The sequence below is a fragment of the Streptomyces sp. NPDC053513 genome (genome assembly GCF_044544765.1).
Classification (GTDB): Bacteria; Actinomycetota; Actinomycetes; order Streptomycetales; family Streptomycetaceae; genus Streptomyces; species Streptomyces litmocidini.
Map to the genome: position 1 here is coordinate 163,552 of NZ_JBITXP010000012.1, position 23,703 is coordinate 187,254.

At 72.1% G+C, this 23,703-nt stretch carries 20 protein-coding genes, 1 tRNA gene and 1 riboswitch; of the genes, 16 read left to right on the forward strand and 5 right to left on the reverse strand.

The genetic code is table 11. From position 1 onward, the window contains the following. The first annotated feature begins 123 nt into the window (after window positions 1-123). Both ACIGW4_RS22180 and ACIGW4_RS22185 read left to right on the forward strand, forming a co-directional pair. Complete coding sequence (locus ACIGW4_RS22180; RefSeq protein WP_398712293.1) at window positions 124-654, forward strand: GNAT family N-acetyltransferase; 531 nt, start codon at window positions 124-126, stop codon at window positions 652-654. Then, a complete protein-coding gene (locus tag ACIGW4_RS22185; RefSeq protein ID WP_399582446.1) occupies window positions 651-1,055 on the forward strand; it encodes a hypothetical protein in 405 nt (134 codons plus the stop codon). The genes ACIGW4_RS22180 and ACIGW4_RS22185 overlap by 4 nt, the downstream gene beginning before the upstream one ends. Here ACIGW4_RS22185 and ACIGW4_RS22190 read toward each other — a convergent pair. Continuing rightward, window positions 971-3,412 (reverse strand): YfhO family protein, encoded by a 2,442-nt coding sequence (locus ACIGW4_RS22190; protein ID WP_398712289.1) that lies wholly within the window; start codon window positions 3,410-3,412, stop codon window positions 971-973. The genes ACIGW4_RS22185 and ACIGW4_RS22190 overlap by 85 nt on opposite strands. Before the next feature lie 126 nt (window positions 3,413-3,538). Here ACIGW4_RS22190 and ACIGW4_RS22195 point away from each other — a divergent pair, with 126 nt between their 5' ends. From ACIGW4_RS22195 to ACIGW4_RS22205, 3 genes are all read left to right on the forward strand, one after another. Beyond that, on the forward strand, window positions 3,539-4,522 hold the full coding sequence (locus ACIGW4_RS22195) for a glycosyltransferase family 2 protein (protein WP_260174859.1): 984 nt from the start codon (window positions 3,539-3,541) through the stop codon (window positions 4,520-4,522). Window positions 4,523-4,602: 80 nt separating this feature from the next. After that, window positions 4,603-5,247, forward strand: coding sequence for a SurA N-terminal domain-containing protein (locus ACIGW4_RS22200; protein ID WP_123459190.1), 645 nt, complete (start codon window positions 4,603-4,605; stop codon window positions 5,245-5,247). 13 nt (window positions 5,248-5,260) lie between these two features. Beyond that, entirely contained in the window at window positions 5,261-6,226 is a 966-nt protein-coding gene (locus ACIGW4_RS22205) for a nucleoside triphosphate pyrophosphohydrolase (protein WP_399582448.1), read from the forward strand. Here the strand turns inward: ACIGW4_RS22205 and ACIGW4_RS22210 are convergent. Next, window positions 6,223-7,446: a globin domain-containing protein gene (locus ACIGW4_RS22210; RefSeq protein WP_399582450.1), complete on the reverse strand. Its 1,224-nt coding sequence runs from the start codon at window positions 7,444-7,446 to the stop codon at window positions 6,223-6,225. The genes ACIGW4_RS22205 and ACIGW4_RS22210 overlap by 4 nt on opposite strands. A gap of 88 nt (window positions 7,447-7,534) precedes the next feature. Here ACIGW4_RS22210 and ACIGW4_RS22215 point away from each other — a divergent pair, with 88 nt between their 5' ends. The 9 genes from ACIGW4_RS22215 to ACIGW4_RS22255 all read left to right on the forward strand — a co-directional run bounded on the left by ACIGW4_RS22215 (window position 7,535) and on the right by ACIGW4_RS22255 (window position 17,986). Then, the gene (locus ACIGW4_RS22215) at window positions 7,535-8,830 is read left to right on the forward strand and encodes a cytochrome P450 (protein ID WP_359587879.1); all 1,296 of its coding nucleotides are present in this window, start codon (window positions 7,535-7,537) and stop codon (window positions 8,828-8,830) included. A 175-nt stretch (window positions 8,831-9,005) separates the two neighbouring features. Beyond that, on the forward strand, window positions 9,006-9,959 hold the full coding sequence (locus tag ACIGW4_RS22220; protein WP_398712283.1) for a transglycosylase family protein: 954 nt from the start codon (window positions 9,006-9,008) through the stop codon (window positions 9,957-9,959). Window positions 9,960-10,217: 258 nt separating this feature from the next. Further along, window positions 10,218-10,391, forward strand: a riboswitch (cyclic di-AMP (ydaO/yuaA leader). Window positions 10,392-10,394: 3 nt separating this feature from the next. Beyond that, entirely contained in the window at window positions 10,395-11,105 is a 711-nt protein-coding gene (locus ACIGW4_RS22225; RefSeq protein WP_123459195.1) for a transglycosylase family protein, read from the forward strand. Window positions 11,106-11,413: 308 nt separating this feature from the next. Beyond that, window positions 11,414-12,700 carry a phosphopyruvate hydratase gene (gene eno, locus ACIGW4_RS22230; protein ID WP_359587882.1) on the forward strand — a complete coding sequence of 429 codons (1,287 nt, stop codon included), beginning with the start codon at window positions 11,414-11,416 and terminating at the stop codon, window positions 12,698-12,700. A gap of 83 nt (window positions 12,701-12,783) precedes the next feature. Further along, on the forward strand, window positions 12,784-13,254 hold the full coding sequence (locus tag ACIGW4_RS22235) for a septum formation initiator family protein (RefSeq protein WP_123459198.1): 471 nt from the start codon (window positions 12,784-12,786) through the stop codon (window positions 13,252-13,254). A 22-nt stretch (window positions 13,255-13,276) separates the two neighbouring features. Further along, window positions 13,277-13,816 carry a DUF501 domain-containing protein gene (locus ACIGW4_RS22240; RefSeq protein WP_123459199.1) on the forward strand — a complete coding sequence of 180 codons (540 nt, stop codon included), beginning with the start codon at window positions 13,277-13,279 and terminating at the stop codon, window positions 13,814-13,816. Further along, a complete protein-coding gene (locus ACIGW4_RS22245; RefSeq protein ID WP_359587887.1) occupies window positions 13,813-14,727 on the forward strand; it encodes a Ppx/GppA phosphatase family protein in 915 nt (304 codons plus the stop codon). Before ACIGW4_RS22240 ends, ACIGW4_RS22245 begins: the two co-directional genes overlap by 4 nt. A 370-nt stretch (window positions 14,728-15,097) precedes the next feature. Continuing rightward, window positions 15,098-16,480, forward strand: coding sequence for an NAD(P)/FAD-dependent oxidoreductase (locus ACIGW4_RS22250; RefSeq protein ID WP_123459201.1), 1,383 nt, complete (start codon window positions 15,098-15,100; stop codon window positions 16,478-16,480). Window positions 16,481-16,693: 213 nt separating this feature from the next. Continuing rightward, window positions 16,694-17,986, forward strand: coding sequence for a cyclopropane-fatty-acyl-phospholipid synthase family protein (locus ACIGW4_RS22255; protein WP_123459293.1), 1,293 nt, complete (start codon window positions 16,694-16,696; stop codon window positions 17,984-17,986). 58 nt (window positions 17,987-18,044) lie between these two features. On the opposite strand, the gene ACIGW4_RS22260 is transcribed toward ACIGW4_RS22255, so the two are convergent. Together ACIGW4_RS22260 and ACIGW4_RS22265 are read right to left on the reverse strand one after the other, a co-directional pair. Further along, window positions 18,045-20,576, reverse strand: a complete 2,532-nt coding sequence (locus ACIGW4_RS22260) for an ABC transporter permease (protein ID WP_123459202.1) — start codon at window positions 20,574-20,576, stop codon at window positions 18,045-18,047. 54 nt (window positions 20,577-20,630) lie between these two features. Further along, window positions 20,631-21,401 carry an ABC transporter ATP-binding protein gene (locus ACIGW4_RS22265; protein WP_030690353.1) on the reverse strand — a complete coding sequence of 257 codons (771 nt, stop codon included), beginning with the start codon at window positions 21,399-21,401 and terminating at the stop codon, window positions 20,631-20,633. Window positions 21,402-21,780: 379 nt separating this feature from the next. Between ACIGW4_RS22265 and ACIGW4_RS22270 the strand changes: the two genes are divergently transcribed. Next, a tRNA-Leu gene (locus ACIGW4_RS22270) sits at window positions 21,781-21,865 on the forward strand. An 8-nt stretch (window positions 21,866-21,873) separates the two neighbouring features. On the opposite strand, the gene ACIGW4_RS22275 is transcribed toward ACIGW4_RS22270, so the two are convergent. Continuing rightward, window positions 21,874-22,491 (reverse strand): hypothetical protein, encoded by a 618-nt coding sequence (locus ACIGW4_RS22275; protein ID WP_399582454.1) that lies wholly within the window; start codon window positions 22,489-22,491, stop codon window positions 21,874-21,876. A 184-nt stretch (window positions 22,492-22,675) separates the two neighbouring features. Here ACIGW4_RS22275 and ACIGW4_RS22280 point away from each other — a divergent pair, with 184 nt between their 5' ends. Next, a complete protein-coding gene (locus ACIGW4_RS22280) occupies window positions 22,676-23,578 on the forward strand; it encodes a Bax inhibitor-1/YccA family protein (RefSeq protein WP_123459204.1) in 903 nt (300 codons plus the stop codon). The last annotated feature ends 125 nt before the right edge of the window (window positions 23,579-23,703 follow it).

Consider the following 23,703-nt stretch of genomic DNA (forward strand, 5'->3'; position numbering starts at 1 on the left):
AAGTTCCCCTCAACGACCGCTCAACGAAGGGCCGTTGAAGCGCAGGTGGGCCGGTGTCGCGGAAGGCGGGGGAGGGGCCAGAATGAGGGGGGAAGACGACCGAGGGATCTGGGGTTTCGACGCGTGAACACCGAACGGCGGACAGACGTGGCGGCCCTCGCGGGCGTCGCCGTACGGACCGGGCGCCTCGACCTCGTGCCGCTCGCCGTCGCGCACGCCGACGAGATGGCCGGGGTCCTCGCCGACCCCGCCCTCCACGCCTTCATCGGCGGCGCCCCGCTCACCGCGCCCGAACTGCGCGCCCGGTACGAGCGGCTGGTCGCCGGATCGCCCGACCCGGCGGTCGTCTGGTGCAACTGGGCGGTACGGCTCCGCGCGGAGGACCGGCTCACCGGCACCGTGCAGGCGACGGTCACCGACGGCGGGCGGACCGCCGAGGTCGCCTGGGTGATCGGAACGGCCTGGCAGGGCCGGGGAATCGCCCGCGAGGCCGCCGAGGGGCTCGTCGGACTGCTCCTGGAGCGGGGCGTCCGCACCGTCGTCGCCCACGTCCACCCCGACCACACGGCCTCCGCCGCCGTCGCCCGCGCGGCCGGCCTCGCACCGACGGACGAGGTGCAGGACGGCGAGGTCCGCTGGGAGCTGCGCCCGTGAGCGCGGAGACGTTCCTCTTCCGGTTCGTGGGCGGGGAGTTCGCGGCGCTGGACGTCGAGCTGTTCCGTCGGGTGGTCGAGCCGTACGTGGTGGCGGGGGACCCGGACCTCGGTGAAGTCCTGCTGCGCGCGGAGGACGGGGGCACGGCGGAGGTCGACGTGCGCGGCGGCGGGGCCGACGACCCGGCGTACCTGACGGTGACGCACATCTCGCGCGGCGCCGCGCTCGACGTCGTCGTCCGGCTCGCCGAGGCGCTGGGGGCCGTCGTCCTGCCCGTGGGCTGCCCCGCGCTCCTCTTCCGCGAGGAGCAGCGCCGTCACCTGCCGTCGGCGCTCCGGGAGACGGCGCTCGTCGTCCCGCCGACGGGCGCGGCCGTCGGCGAGGTGATCGCCCGGTCCTGACGCGGCCGGCGGCCGGCCACGGCCACGCCCGCGAGCCCCAGCGCTGCCAGTGCCCCCGCCGCCAGGCCCGCTCGCAGGCCCGGTGGGCGGAACGCGCAGGAGAGCTCGCCGCTCCCGGCCGGGACGGCCAGGAGGCCGCCGTACGAGGTCGGGTCGGCGCCGTCGCAGTGCCAGCCCGCGATGTGCGGGGCCGCCACGACCGCCGTGCCCGTGGCGCCCGGCGGGAGGGTGGCCTGGATGCCGGAGGAGGTGACGCGGACCGAGGTCGCCGCGCGGGCGCGCAGGGCCGTCACCGCCGCGCGGAGGCGGCCGTGGTCCAGGCAGCCGAGTTCCCCGGGGGCCGGGAGGTCCGGTTTCAGGCCGGGTACGCGCTGGACGCCCAGGGACGTCAGGGCCGCGCGGCGCTTCGGGCCGCCGCCCAGGAGGTGGGTCTTCCGGGCGCCCAGGGCGGCCGTGCCCGTCGCGTCCGGGGACCAGAGGAAGACCTCCGTACCGACCCGGCACGCGCCCGCGTGCGGAGGCTCGTACACCCGGGCGCCGAGCAGGAGTTCCTGGTTGCGGAACGGCGACGGGCCGTAGACCGGGGGCGGGCCCGGGGGCCGCACCGTCACCAGCGGCAGATGCGCGTCCGTACGGACCACCTCGCCGTCCCGCCACCGCGCGCCCACCCCGAACAGCGCGTCCGTCACCGGGTTGTCCAGGCTCAGCAGGTTCCGGCCGCGCGAGGTCCAGCCGCCGCCGAGCGCGGCCAGGGTCTCCGTCAGGACCGCCGGGGTGTGGCTGCTGTAGTACGCGGCGCCCTGGCCGCCCAGGAGCAGCGGATCGTTGCCCGCCACCCGGGGCAGCCCGGAGTCCGTGCGGTAGGCGGGCCAGCCGTCGGCCGCCGCGAGCGCCGCCGCCCGCCGCTCGTGCTCCGCGCCCCACGGCGGGTAGTCGTCGAGCCGGGCGAGTCGCTCCCGGTCCGCGTGGGCCGTGGTCGCCGCCGCCTGGCCGACCAGGGTGCCCGTGACCAGGAGCGCCGCGAGCACCCCGTACCGCCCCCGCCCCGGCAGCAGCAGCGCGCCCGCCACCGCCGCCAGGCCCACGCCCGCGAGGAGCAGCGACCAGGGGGTGAGGAGCGGGCTCGGCAGGGCCCCGGCGGTCAGGGCCAGGACGACCGCCGCCCCGCCGAGCAGGGACCGCCGGTCCGGCAGGCCGCGGGCGAGGCCCGTCCAGGCGGCGAGCACGAGGACGCCGGACAGGACGAAGGTCTGGCGGTACGGGCTGCCGTTCGGGGTGGCGAAGACGTGCCAGACGAGGTGCGTCGGACCCCATTGCATGGACAGGGCCACCGCCGCGCACAGGCCGCCCCACAGCCACCGCTCCCGGCCCGGCGCGTCCCGGCGGAAGAGGAGCGCCCCCGCCAGCAGCGGCACCGCCGTGCAGACGAAGGCCGCCGGGGTCGCGAAGCTGTACGTCACCGGCAGCAGCCGGGCGAGGAAGTCCGTGCCGGCCGCCGGGGCGAAGTCCCGGACCACGCCCGGGTGGGCGTGCCGGGAGCCGAGGAGGACGGGGACGAGGACGGGGGCCGCGAGGCCGGTCCCGAGCACGGTCGTCAGTGCCGCCCGGAGCAGGGGCCGCCACCGGAACGAGTCCGTGACCGCCAGGCGGACCAGGAGCACGAGCGCGGCGCCCAGGGTCGCCATGTACGCCGTGTAGAAGTTCGCGAGCCAGCAGACCGCCACCACCAGGGGGCCCAGGAGCGGCCGCCGGCCCTCCCGGACCCACTCGCCCACCAGGCAGAGCAGCGGGAAGGCGATCAGGCCGTCCAGCCACATCGTGTTGTACGTGCCCTCCGCGAGCGACCAGCCGCACAGCGCGTACGAGGCGCCGAGCACGGCCGCCCACCACCACCGGCCCTCCGGGCCGGTCCGCCGCAGCAGGAACGTCATCGCGGCCGCCGCGACCGCCGTCTTCAGGACGGTGATCCCGTACACCGCGTACTCGATGTCGCCGCGCGGGAAGAGCGCGACCAGCGGCGCGAAGGGGCTCGACAGGTAGGTGCCGTAGTCGGGCAGGAAGCTCGTGCCCCAGCCGCTCTGCCAGTCGAGGAGCAGCCCGCCGTCCGCCCGGCCGTGCAGCAGGTCCCACAGGTGCGCGTGAAACGGCACGAACTGGTTGGCGAGGTCGTTGACGGCCCGGTGGCGCGGCCCGAAGGGGAACACCCGGGCGACGGCGTCCCCGCCGCAGACGGCGAGGACGGAGAGCAGCGCGGCGAGCGCCGGAGCCGGCACCGGGGCCGGCGCCCGGGAGGGCGGCGGCGGGGGCGGGCCGGCGGGGCGGACGGAGGGCGGCTGGGGGCGCGTGGCGTTCGGCATGACCGTTCGAATATGCCAGCGCTCCCGGGGGAAGGGACGGGCCCGGCGGGCCAGTTCATGGGATGGTCGCCTGAAGGTCACCCGCGCGGACCGGACGGGTCACCGGGCTCCGTTGTCGTGGTCCGCGTGCTGCTCTCGATCGTCGTCCCGTGCTTCAACGAGGAGGACGTCCTCGCCCGCTTCCACGACCGCGTGACCGACGAACTCGACCGTCTCGACGGCGCGTTCGAGATCGTCTACGTGGACGACGGAAGCCGGGACGGGACCCTCCCCCTCCTCCGGGAACTCGCCGGGCGCGACCCGGACCGGGTCCGATTCCTCTCCTTCAGCCGCAACTTCGGCAAGGAGGCCGCGATGCTCGCCGGACTCCGGCACGCCGCCGGAGACGCCGTCGTGATCATGGACGCCGACCTCCAGCACCCGCCGGAGCTCGTGCACCGCATGGTCGCCCTGCACGCCGAGGGGTACGACCAGGTCGTCGCCCGCCGCACCCGCGAGGGCGACCGGGTCACCCGCACCCTCACCGCCCGCCTCTACTACCGGGCGATCAACCGGCTCGTCGACGTCGAGCTCGTCGACGGCGTCGGGGACTTCCGACTCCTGTCGCGGCGCACCGTCGACGCCGTCCTCGGACTCGGCGAGTACAACCGCTTCTCCAAGGGGCTCTTCTCCTGGGTCGGCTTCCGCACCACGACCTTCTCCTACGAGAACGCCGTCCGCGAGCAGGGCCGCTCCACGTGGACCTTCGGCAAGCTCCTCAACTACGGCCTCGACGGCCTGCTCTCCTTCAACAACAAGCCCCTGCGGGCCGCCGTCCACCTCGGGCTCCTCCTCACCGTCGTCGCCCTCGGCTACGCGGCCTGGATCGTCGGCGACGCCCTCGTCAACGGCGTCACCACCCCCGGCTACGTCACCCTCCTCGTCGCCGTCACCGCCCTCGCCGGCGTGCAGATGGTGATGGCCGGGCTGATCGGCGAGTACGTCGGACGCATCTACTACGAGGTGAAGCGGCGGCCGCACTATCTGCTGAAGGAGACGGGCGGCGCTTCGCGAGCGGCCGACACCCGGGTGACGGGTGAGTCGTTGTGGGAAACAGTCGCTCCGAAGTAGTGGCTCCGGCCCCGGCGACTCCCTACCATCGATCACCGCAAGGTCGTTCAACTGACGCACGACCAGCCCGGGAGGCTCCTTTGCACCGCCGCACTGCGCTCACCGTCTCCGCCGCCCTCCTCGCCGCGGCCCCGCTGCTCACCGCCTGCGGCAGTGACGCCCATCCAGGAGCGGCGGCCGTCGTCGGCGGCCAGCGGATCGAGGTCGCCAGCCTGCAGGCGCAGGTCGAGGACGTACGGGACGCGCAGGCGGCCTCGCCGCAGTCTGCGCAGCTCGTCGCGGCCACCGGTGACCTCAGCCGCCGCAAACTCAACGTCATGATCTTCGACCGGGTCGTCGACCGGGTCGCCCGCGACAACGGCGTCACCGCCACCCGGGCCGAACTCCAGCAGGCCCGGACCGCCTTCGTCCGCCAGGCCGGCGGCGAGGACGGGCTCGCGGCGGTCCTCCTCCAGGAGCAGGGCGTGGCGCCCGACCAGATCGACGCGTTCGTCCGCCGCAACGTCCTCATGAACAAGATCGCCCAGAAGCTGGGCGTCACCCAGAGCCCCGAGAGCCAGAAGAAGCTGACGGACGTCTTCTCCGCCGCCTCCAAGGACCTCGGCATCGACGTGAACCCGCGCTACGGCCGCTGGGACGACGCCCAGGTCCGGCTCTCCGACACCACGGCCCCCTGGCTCCGCCAGATCAGCCAGGACCCCGCTGCCGCCGCGTCCGGCGCGTAGGTAGGTTGGAGGGGTGAATTCCGAGAGCCCCGGCCGCATCGTCCTGCTCACCGCCAGCCACCGCGTGGCGCCCGGACTGCTGTCCTGGCCCGCCTGGCAGGCGCTGCACGGCGCCGACCGGGTGCTCTGCCCCGACGAGGACCACCCCCAGCTGCCGTACCTGCGGGAGGCCGGCGTCGCCGTCGAGCACGCCCGGCCCACCGCCGAGGAGCTCGTCGAGGCCTGCGCCGGAGGCCGTACGGTCCTGCTGCTGCCCTCCGGCGAGGGCGACCGGGCGCTGACCGACGGCCTCGCCCGGCTCGCCGGCTCCGGCCGCGTGTCCATGCCCGACCTGGAGCTGCTGCCCGGCTCGTACGACCTGCCCGGCGCCCGCCTCCTCGACCTCGTGCAGATCATGGACCGCATCCGCCGCGAGTGCCCCTGGACCTCGCGCCAGACCCACCGGGGCCTCGCCAAGTACGCCATCGAGGAGGCGTACGAGCTCGTCGAGGCGATCGAGGAGGGCGACCGGCGGGAGCTGCGCGAGGAGCTCGGGGACGTGCTGCTCCAGGTCGTCTTCCACGCCCGGATCGCCGAGGAGGACGCGGAGGAGCCGTTCTCCGTGGACGACGTCGCCGGGACGCTCGTCGAGAAGCTGATCCACCGGCACCCGCACGTCTTCGGGGACGCCACCGCCGAGACCCCCGAGGACGTCCACGCGCACTGGCTGCGCACCAAGGCCGTCGAGAAGCAGCGGGAGTCCGTCACCGACGGGGTGCCGCTCGGGCAGCCGGGGCTCGCGCTCGCCGCGAAGCTCGCGGGCCGGGTCCGCACGGCGGGCCTCGACGTCGAACTCCCGGCGGGGGAGGGCGTCGGCTACGAACTGCTCGCCCTCGCCGCCCGCGCCGACGCCGCCGGCGTGGACCCGGAGGCGGCCCTGCGGGCGGCGGCCCGGGCGTACCGCGACACGATCCGCGCGGCGGAGGGCCTGAAGGACTAGAAGGACCGGGAGGCGCCGCGCGGCGCCCGTGCCTCCGGGTCGTGCCAGAGGGGGGTCGGGGGGCCCAGGAGGCGTTCGGCCGCCGTGTTCGGGCGGGTGGTGAAGCGGCCCACCGACGGCAGGGTGTCGTGGTGGATCCGCTCCGGGTCCGTGCCCAGCTCCTCCAGGACCTCGGCGACCTCCGCCACGAACCCCGGCGGCCCGGCGAGGTACACGTCGTGCGCGGACCAGCGGACGCACGCCCGCAGTGCCCGGAGCAGCCGCTCGGTCGCCTGGTCCTTGCGCTGCCGGGGCGCGGCCGTGATGTAGGTGACGTTCAGGCCGGGGAGGCGCTCCTTCAGGCGCTCGGCGTCCTCGCGCGCGTACAGGTACTCCTTGGAGCGGGCCACCACGAACAGCCGGCCCTCCAGGTCCGGCTCGGCCACGGCGGCCTCCGCGAGGAGCGCCCGCACCGGGGCCCAGCCCGTACCCGCGCATATATAGGTGCGCAGTCCGCCCGGCGGCGTCCGCGCGACCAGCCCGCCGCCGGGGGCGCTGAGCCGCAGCACCTCGCCCGGCCCCGTCTGCTCGACCAGCGCCGTGCTCATCGCGCCGCCCGCGATCCGGCTCACGTGCAGCTCCACCGTGCCGTCGGGGCGGGGCGCGTCGGCCAGGGAGTAGGTGCGCCAGACGCGCGGGACCCGCAGCGAGCTGACGCCGACGTACTGGCCGGGCAGATGGAGGAGGGGCTGCCGGGGGCGCAGGGTGAGGACGGCCAGGTCGTCGCCGTACCGCTCGTGCCGCACGACGTCCGCGTCCCACCAGGCGGGCTCCCCGGCCCCGGCCGCCGCGTCGGCACCCGCCAGCATCAGCTCGGCGACGTGCCCGTACGCCTCGGTCCAGGCCTTCTCCGCCTCGATCGTCCAGGCGGCGCCGGCCGCGTGCGCGAACGCGGCGAGCAGGCTCTGCCCGACGGCCGCGTACAGCGCGGGGGAGGCGAGGAACTTGCGGTGGTCGCGGCCCAGCTGCCCGAGGTAGGCCGCGAGCCCGGGGTCCTCCAGGTGGGTCACCACGTGCGTGAGCGCGGCGAGGAGTCGGTCCCGCTGGGGGAGCATGTCCTCGGGGAAGAGCTCGCGCACCCCGGGGTTGTGCCAGAAGAGGTGCGAGTAGAAGAACGTGACGGCGTGCTCGGCCCGTCTCTCGACGACCGCGAAGGTGCTCCTGAGCAGCTGGTGATCCACTGACAGGAATGTAGGGCACGACCTGTACGACCTGCTCACAGGATCTCCACGAAACGTTCCTTCCGGGGCGGCCCTGTACGGTCGTGCCGTGAGTACGTCCCCCGGTCCCACCCCCGCGCCCGAGCTCTTCACCTGGGAGTTCGCGAGCGATCCGTACCCCGCCTACGCCTGGCTGCGGGAGCACGCCCCCGTCCACCGGACGACGCTGCCCAGCGGGGTCGAGGCCTGGCTCGTGACCCGGTACGCGGACGCCCGGCAGGCCCTCGCCGACCAGCGGCTCTCCAAGAACCCCGCGCACCACGACGAGTCCCCGCACGCGAAGGGGAAGACCGGCATCCCCGGCGAGCGCAAGGCCGAGCTGATGACGCATCTGCTCAACATCGACCCGCCGGACCACACCCGGCTGCGGCGGCTCGTCTCGAAGGCCTTCACCCCGCGCCGGGTCGCCGAGTTCGCCCCGCGGGTGCAGGAGCTCACGGACCGGCTCATCGACGCCTTCGCCGAGAAGGGGAGCGCCGACCTCATCCACGAGTTCGCCTTCCCGCTCCCCATCTACGCGATCTGCGACCTGCTCGGCGTGCCGCCGGAGGACCAGGACGACTTCCGGGACTGGGCCGGGATGATGATCCGGCACGGCGGGGGCCCGCGCGGCGGGGTCGCCCGGTCGGTGAAGAAGATGCGCGGCTACCTCGCCGAGCTGATCCACCGGAAGCGGGAAGGCCTGCGGCAAGAAGGGGCGGACGACCTGATCTCGGGGCTCATCAAGGCCTCCGACCACGGGGAGCACCTCACCGAGAACGAGGCCGCCGCCATGGCCTTCATCCTGCTGTTCGCCGGCTTCGAGACGACCGTCAACCTCATCGGCAACGGCGTGTACCAGCTGCTGCGCCATCCCGATCAGCGCGCCCGGCTCCAGGCCTCGCTCGCCGCCGGGGAGACCGGCCTCCTGGAGACCGGCGTCGAGGAGCTGCTGCGGTACGACGGGCCCGTGGAGATGGCGACCTGGCGGTACGCGACGCGGGCGCTGACCATCGGCGGGCAGGAGATCCCGGCGGGCGACCCGGTGCTCGTGGTGCTCGCCGCCGCCGACCGGGACCCGGAGCGGTTCGACGGGCCGGACACACTCGACCTCGCCCGGCGCGACAACCAGCACCTCGGCTACGGGCACGGCATCCACTACTGCCTGGGCGCGCCGCTCGCCCGCCTCGAAGGACAGACGGCGCTCGCGACCCTGCTGACCCGGCTGCCGGACCTGCGACTCGCCGCCGATCCGGCCGAACTCCGGTGGCGCGGTGGGCTCATCATGCGCGGTTTGCGCACGCTTCCGGTGGAGTTCTCCCCTTCCGTACCGGTCCCGCCCACTGATGCGCCATCAGAAATGTGATCTTCGTGTGATCGTGGCGCCATCGACTTGTGACGGACGTTCGAATGCGGCTACGTTTCCCGGCAGTCTCAGCCGTCACGCGAAAGGCGCTCCTATGCGTTCCGGGAACGGACGACACCGTCGCCCCCGTCAGGCCCCCGCCATCGTCGTCGCCGCGGGCGTGACCGGATCCGCCATGGCACTGCCGTTGCTCGCCACCGGATCCGCCTCCGCCGCCGACGCCGCCACCTGGGACCGGGTCGCCGAGTGCGAGTCCGGTGGCCAGTGGAGCGCCAACTTCGGCAACGGGATGTACGGCGGCCTCCAGTTCACCCAGGACAGCTGGGAGCGGAACGGCGGCCTCGCGTACGCGCCCAGCCCCGACCTGGCCAGCCGCGCCCAGCAGATCGCGGTGGCCGAGAAGGCGCTCGCCAAGGGCAGCGACGAGTGGGCCACCTGCGCGCCGATCGCCGGCCTGACCAACGACGGCAAGGCCACCGGGGTGAACCCCGGCCCCACCGTCGTCCCGACGGCGCCCACCGGCCCCCTGCCCGAGTCCGACCGCACCGCCGGCACGCCCGCGGCCCCCTCGGCCGCCGGGAAGGCGGGCCGGTCCGCCGCGTCCGCGACCCCCTCCGCGCCGGCCGCTCCGGCGACCTCCGCCACGCCGACCTCGCCGGCCACGTCCACCGCGCCCGCCACGCCGACGGCCCCGGGCACTCCCGACGCGTCCGTTACGCCCGGTACGCCGGATTCGTCCGACACGCCGAAGACTGACGCCCCGTCGACCGCGCCCGGCACCGGCAAGCACCGCGGCGAGGCCGCCCCGGAGGAATCCGGCAAGGCGGACAGCTCGCCCGAATCGGGTCGACACGCTTCGAGTGCGGACAAGGTGGGGGAAAAGGTCGAGGCCACGCCCGCCACTGACGAGGCGAAGGATTCGGGCACAACGGACAGTCAGAACACTTCGGGTGAATACACCGTGCGTCCGGGCGACAGTCTGTCTGGCATTGCGCAGGAGAACGAACTCCCCGGGGGCTGGACCGCCCTCTACGACGCCAACCGGCAGACGGTGGGCACCGATCCGAACCTCATCCTGCCTGGTCAGAGCCTTGACCTGACGGTGGGTTCGACGACAGCGGCCGGTTAGTTCGAGGGCTTATGTCCGGTTCTGGGCAAGTGAGACATGAGTCTCTTCGCCCCAACTGGCGTGTCGCGTCCGCAAACTTTGCTTCCGTCACCTCTCACCTGCGCAAACACCGCCCGCCGGAGGGCGAACAGGGGCGATTTTTCCTCGATGTGCCTCTTTGAACTTCCGGCGGGTCTGTGTCTACGGTCTTCATCGCTCGCCACCGCGGGCCCCGTCGACCGAAACGCCGAATCCTGCCGTCGGTCGATGGGAACAGTCGTCGCGCAAGCGCCGAAGGCAGGAGTGGGGGACCCAAGGTAAGTGCCGGGCCCGGCCGTTGAGACAGACGGCCGACGACCGGCTTGGGGTGAAGCCGCGTGCAAGGACACGCGGCCGGGCAACTTTCCGGCCCGAACCCGACAGCTCACCTCACAGGCGTCGGTGAGGAGAATCCCCATGCTGTTTTCCGCCAAGGGCAAACACCGTCGTCCCTCCAAGGCCGGCCAGGTCGCCGCGCTCGTCGGCGTCACCGGCATCGCCGTCGCCGCCCCGCTGATGACCGCGGGCACCGCCTCGGCCGCCACCTCCGCCGAGTGGGACGCCGTCGCCCAGTGCGAGTCCGGCGGCAACTGGGCCATCAACACCGGCAACGGCTTCTACGGCGGCCTGCAGTTCACCAACTCCACCTGGGCCGCCTTCGGTGGCACCGCCTACGCCCCGCGCGCCGACCTGGCGTCGAAGTCCCAGCAGATCGCCGTCGCCGAGAAGGTCCTCGCGGGCCAGGGCAAGGGCGCGTGGCCGAGCTGCGGCGTCGGCCTCTCCGGTGCCTCCTACGACGGCGGCGCCGCCGAGAGCGCTCCGCAGCAGCAGGCCGAGCCCCAGCAGGCCGCCCCGCAGCAGGCCGCCCCGAAGCAGCAGGAGCGTCGCGCCGAGCAGCCGACCACCCGCAGCGAGCAGCGCAAGGCCCCCAAGACCGTCACCACCCCGACCGGTGAGAAGGTCAAGAAGGGCGACGGCGAGTACAAGGTCGTCACCGGCGACACCCTCAGCAAGATCGCCCAGGCGCACGGCGTCAAGGGCGGCTGGGCCAAGCTCTTCGAGCTGAACAAGGACGTCGTCCAGGACGCCGACCTCATCTACCCGGGTCAGCAGCTCCACCTGAAGTGAGTCCGGCGGCCCGCGTGAGTCCGGCGGCTCACGCGGCCCCGACGACCCTCCCGCGGTGACCACCCCGGTCCGGCGTGCCTCTCCCCCGTGCGCGCCGGACCGGGGTTCCCTGTTTCCGGGGGCTCCGCGGTTACTGTCCAGTAGATCTGGGGTCCTTCGTCCCGGGATGCATGCCCTTGGGTCCTTTTTCGTCCCAGCGGGCGGGCGCCCGACCGACCGGAGCCCCCGAGCCGGTTAGGCTCTTGTCGCAAGGCCAAGCGACCCTGCACCGACCTTGCGTCACATCCAGCGTCACATCCCAGAAGGAGATGCTCGTGCCGTCCATCGACGTCGTCGTAGCCCGGGAAATCCTGGACTCCCGAGGCAACCCCACGGTCGAGGTCGAGGTCGGCCTCGACGACGGCAGCACCGGCCGTGCTGCCGTTCCGTCCGGTGCCTCCACCGGTGCCTTCGAGGCCATCGAGCTCCGCGACGGTGACCCCAACCGTTACCAGGGCAAGGGTGTCGAGAAGGCCGTCCTCGCCGTCATCGAGCAGATCGGCCCGGAGCTCGTCGGCTACGACGCCACTGAGCAGCGCCTGATCGACCAGGCCATGTTCGACCTGGACGCGACCGAGAACAAGGGCTCGCTCGGCGCCAACGCCATCCTCGGCGTCTCCCTCGCCGTCGCGCACGCCGCCTCCGAGGCCAGCGACCTCCCGCTCTTCCGCTACCTGGGCGGCCCGAACGCGCACCTGCTGCCCGTTCCGATGATGAACATCCTCAACGGCGGTTCGCACGCGGACTCCAACGTGGACATCCAGGAGTTCATGATCGCCCCGATCGGCGCGGAGTCCTTCTCCGAGGCCCTCCGCTGGGGTGCGGAGATCTACCACACCCTCAAGGGCGTCCTGAAGCGCAAGGGCCTCTCCACCGGCCTCGGCGACGAGGGCGGCTTCGCCCCGAACCTGGAGTCGAACCGCGCCGCCCTCGACCTCATCGTCGAGGCCATCAAGGAGGCCGGCTACACCCCGGGCACCGACGTCGCGCTCGCCCTCGACGTCGCCGCGTCCGAGTTCTACAAGGACGGCTCGTACGAGTTCGAGGGCAAGTCCCGCTCGGCCGCCGAGATGACCGAGTACTACGCCGAGCTGGTCGCCGCGTACCCGCTGGTCTCCATCGAGGACCCGCTGTTCGAGGACGACTGGGACGGCTGGAAGGTCATCACCGACAAGCTGGGCGACAAGGTCCAGATCGTCGGCGACGACCTCTTCGTCACCAACCCGGAGCGCCTGGCCCGCGGCATCGAGGAGGGCACCGCCAACGCCCTCCTGGTCAAGGTCAACCAGATCGGTTCGCTGACCGAGACCCTCGACGCCGTCGAGCTCGCCCAGCGCAACGGCTTCAAGTGCATGATGTCCCACCGCTCCGGCGAGACCGAGGACGTCACCATCGCCGACCTCGCCGTCGCCGTGAACTGCGGTCAGATCAAGACCGGCGCCCCGGCCCGCTCGGACCGCGTCGCCAAGTACAACCAGCTGCTGCGCATCGAGGAGATCCTCGACGACGCCGCGGTGTACGCCGGCCGCAGCGCGTTCCCGCGCTTCAAGGGCTGACACCCACGCTCATCCGTACGTCCCCGTACTCGGTCCCGTACCGTGTGCGGGGACGTACGCGTGAACAGGGGAGGCGACACGACATGGCCGCGAAGGACCGGGACCGGTTCTCGACCGCGACCCGGATCAGACTGCTCGGCGAGCAGACCGCCGCCCGTGTCTACCGCTCCCAGACCCGCCGTCAGGCCCGCCGCTCCCGGCTCACCGGCCGCGCGGCCTTCCTCGCCCTCGTGGTCTGCTCCCTCGTCGTGGCGCTCGCCTATCCGATGCGGAGCTACGTCTCCCAGCAGGGCGAGATCGCCGAGCAGGAGCGCAAGGCCGCCGAGGCCGCCCGGCGGGTCGAGGAGCTGAAGGACGAGAAGGCCCGCCTCCAGGACCCGGCCTACGTCCGCCGCCTCGCCCGCGAGCACCTCCACTACGTGATGCCCGGCGAGACCGGCTTCACCGTGAACGACCCCGACGCGGAGCGACGGCCCCGCGCCGACCAGGGAGCGGCCGACCGCCCCTGGTACGACAACCTCTGGGACGGCGTCGACCACGCCGACCGCCCGTAACGACCTGACGAGCAAGGCAGACATGGAAACGCCCCCTCCGCAGACCGAACGCACCGAGCCCACCGACACGGACGTCGCCGCCTTCGAGCTCCAGCTCGGCCGCCCGCCCCGCGGCCTGCGCGCCATCGCGCACCGCTGCCCGTGCGGCAACCCGGACGTCGTCGAGACCGCGCCCCGGCTCCCCGACGGCACGCCGTTCCCCACCACGTACTACCTGACCTGCCCCCGGGCGGCCTCGGCCATCGGCACCCTGGAGGCCAACGGGGTCATGAAGGAGATGCAGTCCCGGCTCGCCACCGACCCGGAGCTGGCCGCCGCCTACCGGGCCGCGCACGAGGACTACATCGCCCGCCGCGACGCCATCGAGGTCCTGGAGGGCTTCCCGAGCGCCGGCGGGATGCCGGACCGGGTCAAGTGCCTGCACGTCCTCGTCGGCCACTCGCTGGTCGCCGGCCCGGGCGTGAACCCGTTCGGCGACGAGGCGCTCGCGATGCTGCCGGAGTGGTGGGCGAAGGGCCCCTGCGTGAACCCGTGCACGGACGAAGGGAAGTCCTCGGAATGACCCGGGTCGCCGGAATCGACTGCGGTACGAACTCCATCCGCCTCCTCGTCGCCGACGTCCACCCGGAGACCGGCGAGCTGATCGAGCTGGACCGGCGGATGACCATCGTCCGGCTCGGCCAGGGCGTCGACAAGACGGGCCGGCTCGCCCCCGAGGCCCTGGAGCGGACCTTCGCGGCCTGCCGCGAGTACGCGGAGGTCATCAGGGAACTGGGCGCCGAGCGGCTCCGCTTCGTCGCCACCTCCGCCTCCCGCGACGCCGAGAACCGCGCGGACTTCGTGAACGGGGTCGTGGAGATCCTGGGCGTCGAGCCCGAGGTCATCACCGGCGACCAGGAGGCCGAGTTCTCCTTCACCGGCGCCACCGGCGAGCTGCACGGGGACGACCGGCGCCTCGTCGTCGACATCGGCGGCGGCTCCACCGAGTTCGTGGTCGGCAACAAGCACGTCGAGGCCGCCCGCTCCGTCGACATCGGCTGCGTCCGGCTCACCGAGCGGCACGTCCGCCACGACCCGCCGACCGCCGAGGAGGTCGCCGCGATCCGCGCCGACGTCCGTGCCGCGCTCGACCTGGCCGCCGAGGCCGTGCCGATCGACACGGCGGAGACCCTCGTCGGACTCGCCGGCTCCGTCACCACGGTCGCCGCGATCGCCCTCGGGCTCCCCGAGTACGACTCCGAGAAGGTCCACCACTCCCGGATCTCCGCCGAGCAGGTCGCCGAGGTGACCGAGCGGCTCCTCGCCTCCACCCACGACGAGCGGGCCGCGATCCCCGTCGTCCATCCCGGCCGGGTCGACGTGATCATCGCCGGGGCGCTCGTCCTGCGGGAGATCGTGGAGCGCGTCGGGGCCCGCGAGGTCGTCGTCAGCGAGCACGACATTCTCGATGGGATCGCCCTATCCGTCGCATAGTGGGCGCCTATCGAGCCCTCCGGCGACACCCCGTCGGAAAAGGTTCGTGAAGTTCTTCACAAGGAAAAGGGCCCCGTGGGCACCCGAGGAAGGTCTTTAGGCCCTCCGAGGGGTACCCCGGGGCCCTTTCGCAGGTGCGGAGGCCGATTCGCTCGATGTTTCCATCGTGTGAAGCAGTGCTCCGCTTCAGCGTTAACGGAGGCTCTCCAGGCCAGTTCACGGGGGGTGAACAACGTTCGCCAGTGCACCCCGGTTCCTTTGCAGGACCATGACGTGGATCACGTGGGCGGCGGAGTGTAGCAGAGGTCTCCCCGAAGCTTGTGAAGGGGCGCACGAGCACCCCCCTCCGGAGGGGTGGATACTCGATCCCATGAGCACCACGGAGCGTCCCAGGATCCTCGTAGTAGGCGGCGGGTACGTAGGCCTGTACGCAGCTCGGCGCATCCTCAAGAAGATGCGCTACGCGGAGGCGACCGTCACGGTCGTCGACCCGCGGTCGTACATGACCTACCAGCCCTTCCTCCCCGAAGCCGCCGCCGGCAGCATCTCCCCGCGTCACGTCGTCGTCCCGCTGCGACGCGTCGTCCGCGGAGCCGAGGTGCTCACCGGCCGGGTCACCACCATCGACCAGGACCGCAAGGTCGCCACGATCGCGCCGCTCGTCGGCGAGGCGTACGAGCTGCCGTTCGACTACCTGGTCATCTCGATGGGCGCGGTCTCGCGCACCTTCCCGATCCCCGGCCTCGCCGAGCAGGGCATCGGCATGAAGGGCATCGAGGAGGCCATCGGCCTGCGCAACCACGTCCTCGAGCAGCTCGACAAGGCCGACTCGACCACCGACGAGGAGGTCCGCCGCAAGGCCCTGACCTTCGTCTTCGTCGGCGGTGGCTTCGCCGGTGCCGAGACGATCGGCGAGGTCGAGGACATGGCCCGCGACGCCGCGAAGTACTACCAGAACGTGTCGCGCGAGGACATGCGCTTCATCCTGGTCGACGCGGCCGACAAGATCCTTCCCGAGGTCGGCCCCAAGCTCGGCCAGTACGGCAAGGAGCACCTGGAGTCCCGCGGGATCGAGATCTACCTCGAGACCTCCATGGACTCCTGCGTCGACGGCCACGTCGTGCTGAAGAACGGCCTCGAGGTCGACTCCAGCACCATCGTCTGGACCGCCGGCGTGAAGCCGAACCCGGCGCTCGCCCGCTTCGGTCTGCCGCTCGGCCCCCGCGGCCACGTGGACTGCAACGAGAAGCTCCAGGTCAACGGCATGGACTACGTCTGGGCCGCGGGCGACAACGCCCAGGTCCCGGACATGGCCGCGATCAAGGCCGGCGTCCCGCGCGAGCGCGCCTGGTGCCCGCCGAACGCCCAGCACGCCCTGCGCCAGGCCAAGGTCCTCGGCGACAACGTGGTGGCCGGCATGCGCGGCTTCCCGCAGAAGGAGTACAGCCACGCCAACAAGGGCGCGGTGGCCGGACTCGGTCTGCACAAGGGCGTCGCCATGATCGTCATGGGCAAGATGAAGATCAAGCTCAAGGGCCGTCTCGCCTGGTACATGCACCGTGGCTACCACGGCATGGCGATGCCGACCTTCAACCGCAAGATCCGCGTCTTCGCCGACTGGACCCTCGGCATGTTCCTCAAGCGCGAGGTCGTGTCGCTCGGCGCCATGGAGACGCCGCGCGAGGAGTTCTACGAGGCGGCCAAGCCCGCCCCCGCGCCGGCCGCCCCGGCGCAGGAGAAGGCCAAGGCCTAGCAACACCCCGCAGTACGCGAGCAGTACAGGAAGTACCAGCAGGACCAGCAGTACACGCAAGGCCGTAAAAGGGCCGTCCGCCATCCGTGGTGCGGACGGCCCTTCGCGTGTTTTGCCGACTCGTTGCGCCGATTCGGGACTGCGACGCCTACCGACGGTGTTCCCTTGGTGACGAACATTTCTGGGGCTTTGAAGATCACGGAGGTGTGCACCATGGCCGACGCCGCGTCGCGGCTGGCGACCCTCGCCGAGGAACTCCTCGGCGGGCCGCTCCCGGTCCGTCTGCGAGCCTGGGACGGCAGCGAGGCCGGGCCCGTCGGTGGTCCCGTCCTGATCGTCCGCGACCGCCGGGCGCTGCGAAGGCTGATCTGGAAGCCGGGCGAACTGGGCCTCGCCCGCGCCTGGGTGGCGGGCGAGATCGACGTGGAGGGGGACCTCTACGCGCTCCTGGACAGCCTCTCCGGCCTCCTGTGGGAGCGCGGCGAGGAGACCAGGGGCCTGCTGGACTCCGTACGCGACCCCAAGCTGCGCGCCGCCGCCCGCGCCCTGCTGCGCATCGCCGGCCCCTTTCCGCCGCCGAAGCCCCCGGCCGAGGAGATGCGCGGCCGCAGCGGCAGCCGGCACAGCAAGCGCCGCGACAAGCAGGCGATCAGTCACCACTACGACGTGGGCAACGAGTTCTACGAGCTGGTCCTCGGCCCCTCGATGGTCTACTCGTGCGCCTACTGGACCGAGGACGGCACCCTGGAGGACGCCCAGCGCGACAAGCTGGACCTCATCGCCCGCAAGCTGAACCTCAAGGAGGGCGACCGGCTCCTCGACGTGGGCTGCGGCTGGGGCTCCATGGCCCTCCACGCCGCCCGCGAGTACGGCGCCAGGGTCGTCGGCGTCACCCTCTCCCGCGAACAGGCCGTCTACGCCCGCAAGCGGATCGCCGACGAGGGCCTCACGGACCTGATCGAGATCCGCGTCCAGGACTACCGGGACGTCACCGACGGCCCGTACGACGCGATCTCCTCGATCGGCATGGCCGAGCACGTCGGCTCCGTGAAGTACCGGGAGTACGCCGACACCCTGTACGGCCTCCTCAAGCCCGGCGGACGGCTCCTGAACCACCAGATCTCCCGGCGCCCCGAGCCCGACGAGGAGGCCTACGAGATCGACGCCTTCATCGACGCGTACGTCTTCCCCGATGGCGAACTCTCGCCCATGGGCAGCACCCTGACGACCCTGGAGGACGCCGGATTCGAGGTCCGGGACGTGGAGGCGATCCGCGAGCACTACGCGCTGACCCTGCGCCGCTGGGTGGCCAACCTGGAGGCCGGCTGGGACCGGGCGGTCCGGCTCACCTCGCCCGGCCGGGCCCGCATCTGGCGGCTCTACATGGCGGCCTCGGCGGTCTCCTTCGAGCGCAACCGGATCGGCGTGAACCAGTTCCTCGCCGTGAAGACCCCGGAGTCGGGAAGGAGCGGGACGGCGCTGCGGCCGCGCGTCTGGCAGGAGTGAACGGGGGAGGGCCGGACCCCCGCTCGGGGGTCCGGCCCTCTTCTCCGTGCGGGTCCGGCTATTCGGCCTTGATCGCGGAGAGCATGTTCAGCTTCGCCGCGCTGCGGGCCGGCCACAGGGAGGCGAGGACGCCGACCAGGGCCGCCAGGACCACGAAGAGGCCGATCCGGTCCCAGGGCACGACCAGGGCGTAACCCGGCAGGCTGCTCTCGAAGGTCTTGCCGAGGGCCCAGGCGAGGAAGGTGCCGAGGCCGATGCCGACGACCGCGCCGAACACCGAGATGACCACGGCCTCCAGACGGACCATCCGCTTCACCCGGCGCCGGTCGAGACCGATCGCCCGGATCATGCCGATCTCCTGCTGGCGTTCGAAGACGGACATCGCGAGGGTGTTGACGACTCCGAGGACGGCGATGAGCAGGGCCATCGCGAGCAGGCCGTACATGATGTTCAGCAGGAGGTTGATCTGCCCGCCGAAGGTGTCGCGGATGTCCTTCTGGTCGAGGACGGTGATGGCCGGGTTGTCGCCCATTGCCTTGGCCAGCGCCCGCTCGTTCGCGTCGCTCGGGCCGCCGTCGGTGGAGACGAAGATCTGCGGGATGTACGGCTGCGGGTCGTGGGCGTCGAGGATCTTCGCGTCCACGAGGACGGGGGAGAGGAACTCGCTGTCCTGGTAGATCGCGCCGACGGTCAGCGTGCCCTTCTTCTTGTCCAGGTACTCGACCGGGACGCCGGAGCCGACCTTCAGGCCGCGGCTCGTGGCGGTCTTCTCCGCGACGGCGATCTTCCCCTCGCCGAGGGACGCCAGCGAGCCGTTCACGACCTCCACCTTGAGGACCTTCCCGATGTCGCCGGGGGTGACGCCGGAGGCGGAGACGTACGTGCCCTTGAGGTCGAAGGCGCCCGCCTGCTGCGGGGAGACGGCGGTGACGCCCGGGGCCTTCTCCAGGGCCGTCAGGGCCTCGTGCGACAGGCCGCCGCCGCTGGCCATGGTGACCATGTAGTCGGCCTTGATCTGGTCGACGGTCATCTTGTCCAGGGCCTGGCCGGCGCTGACGCCGATGACCGAGAGGCCGGTGACCAGGGTGAGGCCGATGGCGAGCGCGGAGCCGGTGGCGCCGGTGCGGCGCGGGTTGCGGACCGCGTTGAGGCCGGCGAGCTTGCCGGAGATCCCGAAGACCGTCTCGAAGAGGGGACGGATCAGGGCGATCACGGGCCGGACGAGGAACGGGATGAGGACGATGACGCCGATGAGGGTGGCGAAGGCGCCGCCCGCGATGGTCATGCGGCCCTCGTCGCCGCCGGTGTTCGCGCCGAGCACGATGAGGACGGCGCCGATCGCGGTGATCGCGGCGCCGATCGAGTTCCGTACGACCAGCGACTTGGCGTTGGGCGTCGCGTGGACGCTGTTCATCGCGGCGACCGGCGGGATCTTCGCGGCCCGGCGGCCGGGCAGCCAGGCGGCCAGCGTGGTGATGACGACGCCGACGCCGAAGGCGGCCACGGCCGGGGTGGCGCCGAGGACCAGCTCGCCGTCCGGGACCTTCATGTCGAAGGCGGCCATGCCGGAGCGCAGGGCCGAGGCGAGCCCGATGCCGAGGACGTATCCGACGGCGGAGGCGAGCAGGCCGACGATGCCGGCCTCGGCCAGGACGGAGCGGGTGATCTGCCGGCGCGAGGCGCCGACCGCGCGCATCAGGGCCAGTTCCTTGGTGCGCTGGGCGACCAGCATCGTGAAGGTGTTGGAGATCAGGAAGATCCCGACGAAGAGCGCGATGCCGGCGAAGCCCAGGAGGACCTGGTTGAGGGCGCCGAGGCCGGCCTCGATGTCCTCGGCCTGCTGGTCGGCGAGGGCCTGGCCGGTCTGTGCGGTGGCGGCCTTCGGGACCACCTTCAGGACCTCGTCGCGGAGCTTCTCGGCATCGGCGCCGGGGGCCGCCGTGACGTTCATGTCCGAGTAGTAGCCGGGCTTGAGGTAGAGCTTCTGGGCGACCGGGGCGTCGAAGACGACGAGGCTGCCGCCCGCGTTGACGGCGCCGTCCTCGGTGGTGAAGACGCCGGAGAGGGTGAACTCCTTCACCGGGCCGTTGGTGGCGACCCGGACCCGGTCGCCGACCTTGTAGCCGCCCTTGTCGGCGGTGTCCTTGTCGAGGGCGATCTGGTCGGCCGCGGCCGGGCCGGTCCCGGTGGTGAAGGCGAGGGCCGGGTCCTTGCCGTCCTTGCCGGGGGCGAAGTTGGTGCCCTTGTTGGACCAGCCGACGCCGATCAGCTTGCCGTTCTTGTCCGGCACGCCGGCGAAGCCGTCGACGCGCGGGGCGACGGCGGTGACGCCGTCGAGCTTCGCGACCTCGTCGACGGTCCGCTGGGAGAGGCCGGGGTTCTTGACGGCCTCCTCCGGGTTCGGCCGGAGGCTGACGGCGACGGCCACGTCGTCGTAGCTCTTCGCCGACTGGTTGCGGAAGGCCTGGGAGAGGGTGTCGGTGAAGACGAGGGTGCCGGAGACGAAGGCCACGCCGAGCATTACGGCGAGGACGGTCATCAGCAGCCGCGCCTTGTGCGCGAGGACGTTGCGCAGGGCGGTACGGAACATGGGTGGGTCCTGGAGTCCTGGGAGGAGGGGCGGGTACGGGGTGACGCCGGTGCGTCAGCTCGTACGGCCCTTGGCGTCGAAGGCCTTCATGCGGTCGAGGACGCCGTCCGCCGTCGGGCGCAGCATCTCGTCGACGATCCGGCCGTCCGCGAGGAAGATCACGCGGTCCGCGTAGGAGGCGGCCACCGCGTCGTGGGTGACCATGACGACGGTCTGGCCCAGCTCCCGCACCGAGTTGCGCAGGAAGCCGAGGACCTCGGCGCCCGAGCGGGAGTCCAGGTTTCCGGTGGGCTCGTCGCCGAAGATGATCTCGGGGCGGGAGGCGAGGGCGCGGGCCACGGCCACGCGCTGCTGCTGGCCGCCGGAGAGCTCGGTGGGGCGGTGCTTGAGGCGGCCGGAGAGGCCGAGCATGTCGATGACCTGCTGGACCCACTGCTGGTCGGCCTTGCGGCCCGCGATGTCCATCGGCAGCGTGATGTTCTCCAGGGCCGTCAGCGTCGGCAGCAGGTTGAAGGCCTGGAAGATGAAGCCGATCTTGTCCCGGCGCAGCTGGGTGAGCTGCTTGTCCTTCAGGGTGGAGAGCTCCGTCTCGCCGATCCGGACCGAGCCGGAGGAGAAGGAGTCCAGGCCGGCGACGCAGTGCATGAGCGTCGACTTGCCGGAGCCCGAGGGGCCCATGATCGCGGTGAACTCGCCCTGCCGGAAGTCGACGGTGACGTGGTCGAGGGCGACCACCTGGGTCTCGCCGTGGCCGTAGACCTTCGTGAGGTCCGTGGCGCGGGCGGCCACCGCGGTGGCGCGGGACACGGTGGGGGTGGTGGTCACGGGAGGACTCCTGTCACTGCGACTGCGATTCGGGAACCCCTCCATCGTGTCGAGCGTTCCGGCGCGGGACGTCCGTCCCTGTGCCGGTTCCGGGGGCAGTCTGGAGTCTGACCGGGAGGGTGTCCCGTCCTCCTTTGGTATGACGGCGCCCCTGAGGGACGCCGTCGAGCCGACGTGACAGAAGTGCGACGACTTTTCGTCATTCCAGGGGGTGCGGCTTTGCGCCTGCGACCCCCGTCACAGTTTGTCGAAAGGGCCCTCACCTGCACTGACGCACCCTCAGGCGTCAATAAAATAAGACAACATCGGGCCGCTGTTCCGCTGATCGGGCGAAGTCGCCCCGATAGGCTCATGTGCCGACGCGGAGCTTCGCGGCGACGCCCGGATGGTGGAACGCAGACACGGCGAGCTTAAACCTCGCTGGCCTTCGGGCCGTACCGGTTCGAGTCCGGTTCCGGGCACCACGGTTCGCCTACTGCGGCAGCCGGTCCAGCAGCCAGGAGCCGTACTCCTCGGGGAGGAGCGGGCCGCCCGGGGACGCCGTCCCGCCGGTGATCGTGTCGTCGGCGGTCTCCCCGGCCAGGCCGTCGACCACGCCCTCGCCGACGAGCCGCAGGAAGCGCGGGATCCGGGGCCGCCCGCCCATGCGGCTCAGCTCGGCCTCGTCCTCCAGTTCCGGGTCGGCGCCGTCGTGGGAGAAGAAGACCCCCGTTCGGTGGTCGATCCGCTGGTACTCCATGCCCGCCAGGGCGTAGCGCGCGGCGAGGGCGCCCTGCCCGGTGCCGCCGACGGTCAGCGGGGCGTCGCCCAGGCGCTCCGCGAGCGCGCGCGTCACGGTGTTCTGCACGATCCCGCCGTCGCCGGTCATGGAGCCGTCGGCGGGCAGCCCGAGCAGGACCAGGTCGTGGCCGCGCGCCTTCAGCTCGGCGAGCAGCGAGTACGAGGCGTGGTCCGCGCGCGCGGCGAGGTCGGCGAGCTCGGCGCCGGCGTCGCCGGCCAGGATCACGGGCCTGGTGAGGTGCCCGTTCGCGGTGAAGACCCACGCGGTGGCGTGGCGCAGGGTCCAGGTCTCGTGGGGCTCGGCGGTCAAGGGGGCTCTCCCGGGGTAGGGGTGTTCTTCGACGGGAAGAGCCTGGCCGGACGGGGAGGTCCGCTGCCGACGAAGATCGAAAACTTACGGGAAAAGATCCTCCCCGAGCACTAGGGTCTTTCTTTTGCCTACGCATTACCCTTGACGCAAGGCCGCGCCGCGCGGCCTGCCATGGAGGAGTGAGATGAGGAGCAGCAACCCGGTCTTCTCGCGACGGGGGTTCAGCCGCGACGCGGGCTACGCGGGCTTCAACGCGCAGCAGCCGCAGGCCGGGGGCCCCGCCGTGGGAACCAACCCGTACGCCACGGGCAACCCCTACGCCCAGGGCGCCGCGAACCCGTACGCGACCAACCCGTACGCCCCGCAGGACACCCAGCTCGGCGCCCCGCAGCAGGCCCGCGGCAACGTGATGACGATCGACGACGTCGTGAGCCGTACGGCCATGACGCTCGGCACGGTCGTGGTCACCGCCGTCCTGTCCTGGCTGCTGCTGCCGGTCGACCCGGCGAACCTCGGCAAGTCCTACGGCATCGCCGTCGGCGCCGGTCTGGTCGCGCTGGTCCTGTCGCTGGTGCAGTCCTTCAAGCGCCGGCCGTCGCCCGCGCTGATCCTGGGCTACGCCGCCTTCGAGGGCGTCTTCCTCGGAGTGATCTCCGCCGCCGTCTCGACGTACATCGCCGACGGCGTGGTCATCCAGGCGGTCCTGGGCACGATGTCGGTCTTCGCCGGCGTGCTCCTCGCCTACAAGATGGGCTGGATCCGCGTCACCCGCCGCTTCTACGGCTTCGTGATGGCCGCCGCGATGGGCTTCGTGCTGCTCATGGCGGTCAACCTGCTGTTCTCGGTCTTCGGCGGCGGTGACGGCCTCGGCTTCCGCAGCGGCGGCCTCGGCATCGTCTTCGGCATCATCGGCATCGTCCTCGGCGCCCTGTTCCTCGCCCTCGACTTCAAGCAGGTCGAGGACGGCATCACCTACGGCGCGCCGCGCGAGGAGGCCTGGCTGGCCGCCTTCGGTCTCACCATGACCCTGGTGTGGATCTACCTGGAGATGCTGCGTCTGCTGTCGATCCTTCAGGGCGACGACTGACGCACCCCCCGACTCGGGGGGAAGGGCCCGTCCGGCTTCGCGCCGGGCGGGCCCTTCCGCGTTCCCGGGGGCGTTCCCGCGTCCTCAGGGGCAGGGCGTGTCTCTCGGCGGAGTTCGCGTTCCCG

Bases quoted from the DNA above. Each gene is read 5' to 3' on its own strand.
- ACIGW4_RS22260 (WP_123459202.1), bottom strand. From the start codon at position 20,576: ATGTTCCGTACCGCCCTGCGCAACGTCCTCGCGCACAAGGCGCGGCTG.
- ACIGW4_RS22245 (WP_359587887.1), top strand. From the start codon at position 13,813: ATGACCCGGGTCGCCGGAATCGACTGCGGTACGAACTCCATCCGCCTC.
- ACIGW4_RS22225 (WP_123459195.1), top strand. From the start codon at position 10,395: ATGCTGTTTTCCGCCAAGGGCAAACACCGTCGTCCCTCCAAGGCCGGC.
- ACIGW4_RS22280 (WP_123459204.1), top strand. From the start codon at position 22,676: ATGAGGAGCAGCAACCCGGTCTTCTCGCGACGGGGGTTCAGCCGCGAC.
- ACIGW4_RS22220 (WP_398712283.1), top strand. From the start codon at position 9,006: ATGGCACTGCCGTTGCTCGCCACCGGATCCGCCTCCGCCGCCGACGCC.
- eno (WP_359587882.1), top strand. From the start codon at position 11,414: ATGCTCGTGCCGTCCATCGACGTCGTCGTAGCCCGGGAAATCCTGGAC.
- ACIGW4_RS22240 (WP_123459199.1), top strand. From the start codon at position 13,277: ATGGAAACGCCCCCTCCGCAGACCGAACGCACCGAGCCCACCGACACG.
- ACIGW4_RS22190 (WP_398712289.1), bottom strand. From the start codon at position 3,412: ATGCCGAACGCCACGCGCCCCCAGCCGCCCTCCGTCCGCCCCGCCGGC.
- ACIGW4_RS22255 (WP_123459293.1), top strand. From the start codon at position 16,694: ATGGCCGACGCCGCGTCGCGGCTGGCGACCCTCGCCGAGGAACTCCTC.
- ACIGW4_RS22250 (WP_123459201.1), top strand. From the start codon at position 15,098: ATGAGCACCACGGAGCGTCCCAGGATCCTCGTAGTAGGCGGCGGGTAC.
- ACIGW4_RS22235 (WP_123459198.1), top strand. From the start codon at position 12,784: ATGGCCGCGAAGGACCGGGACCGGTTCTCGACCGCGACCCGGATCAGA.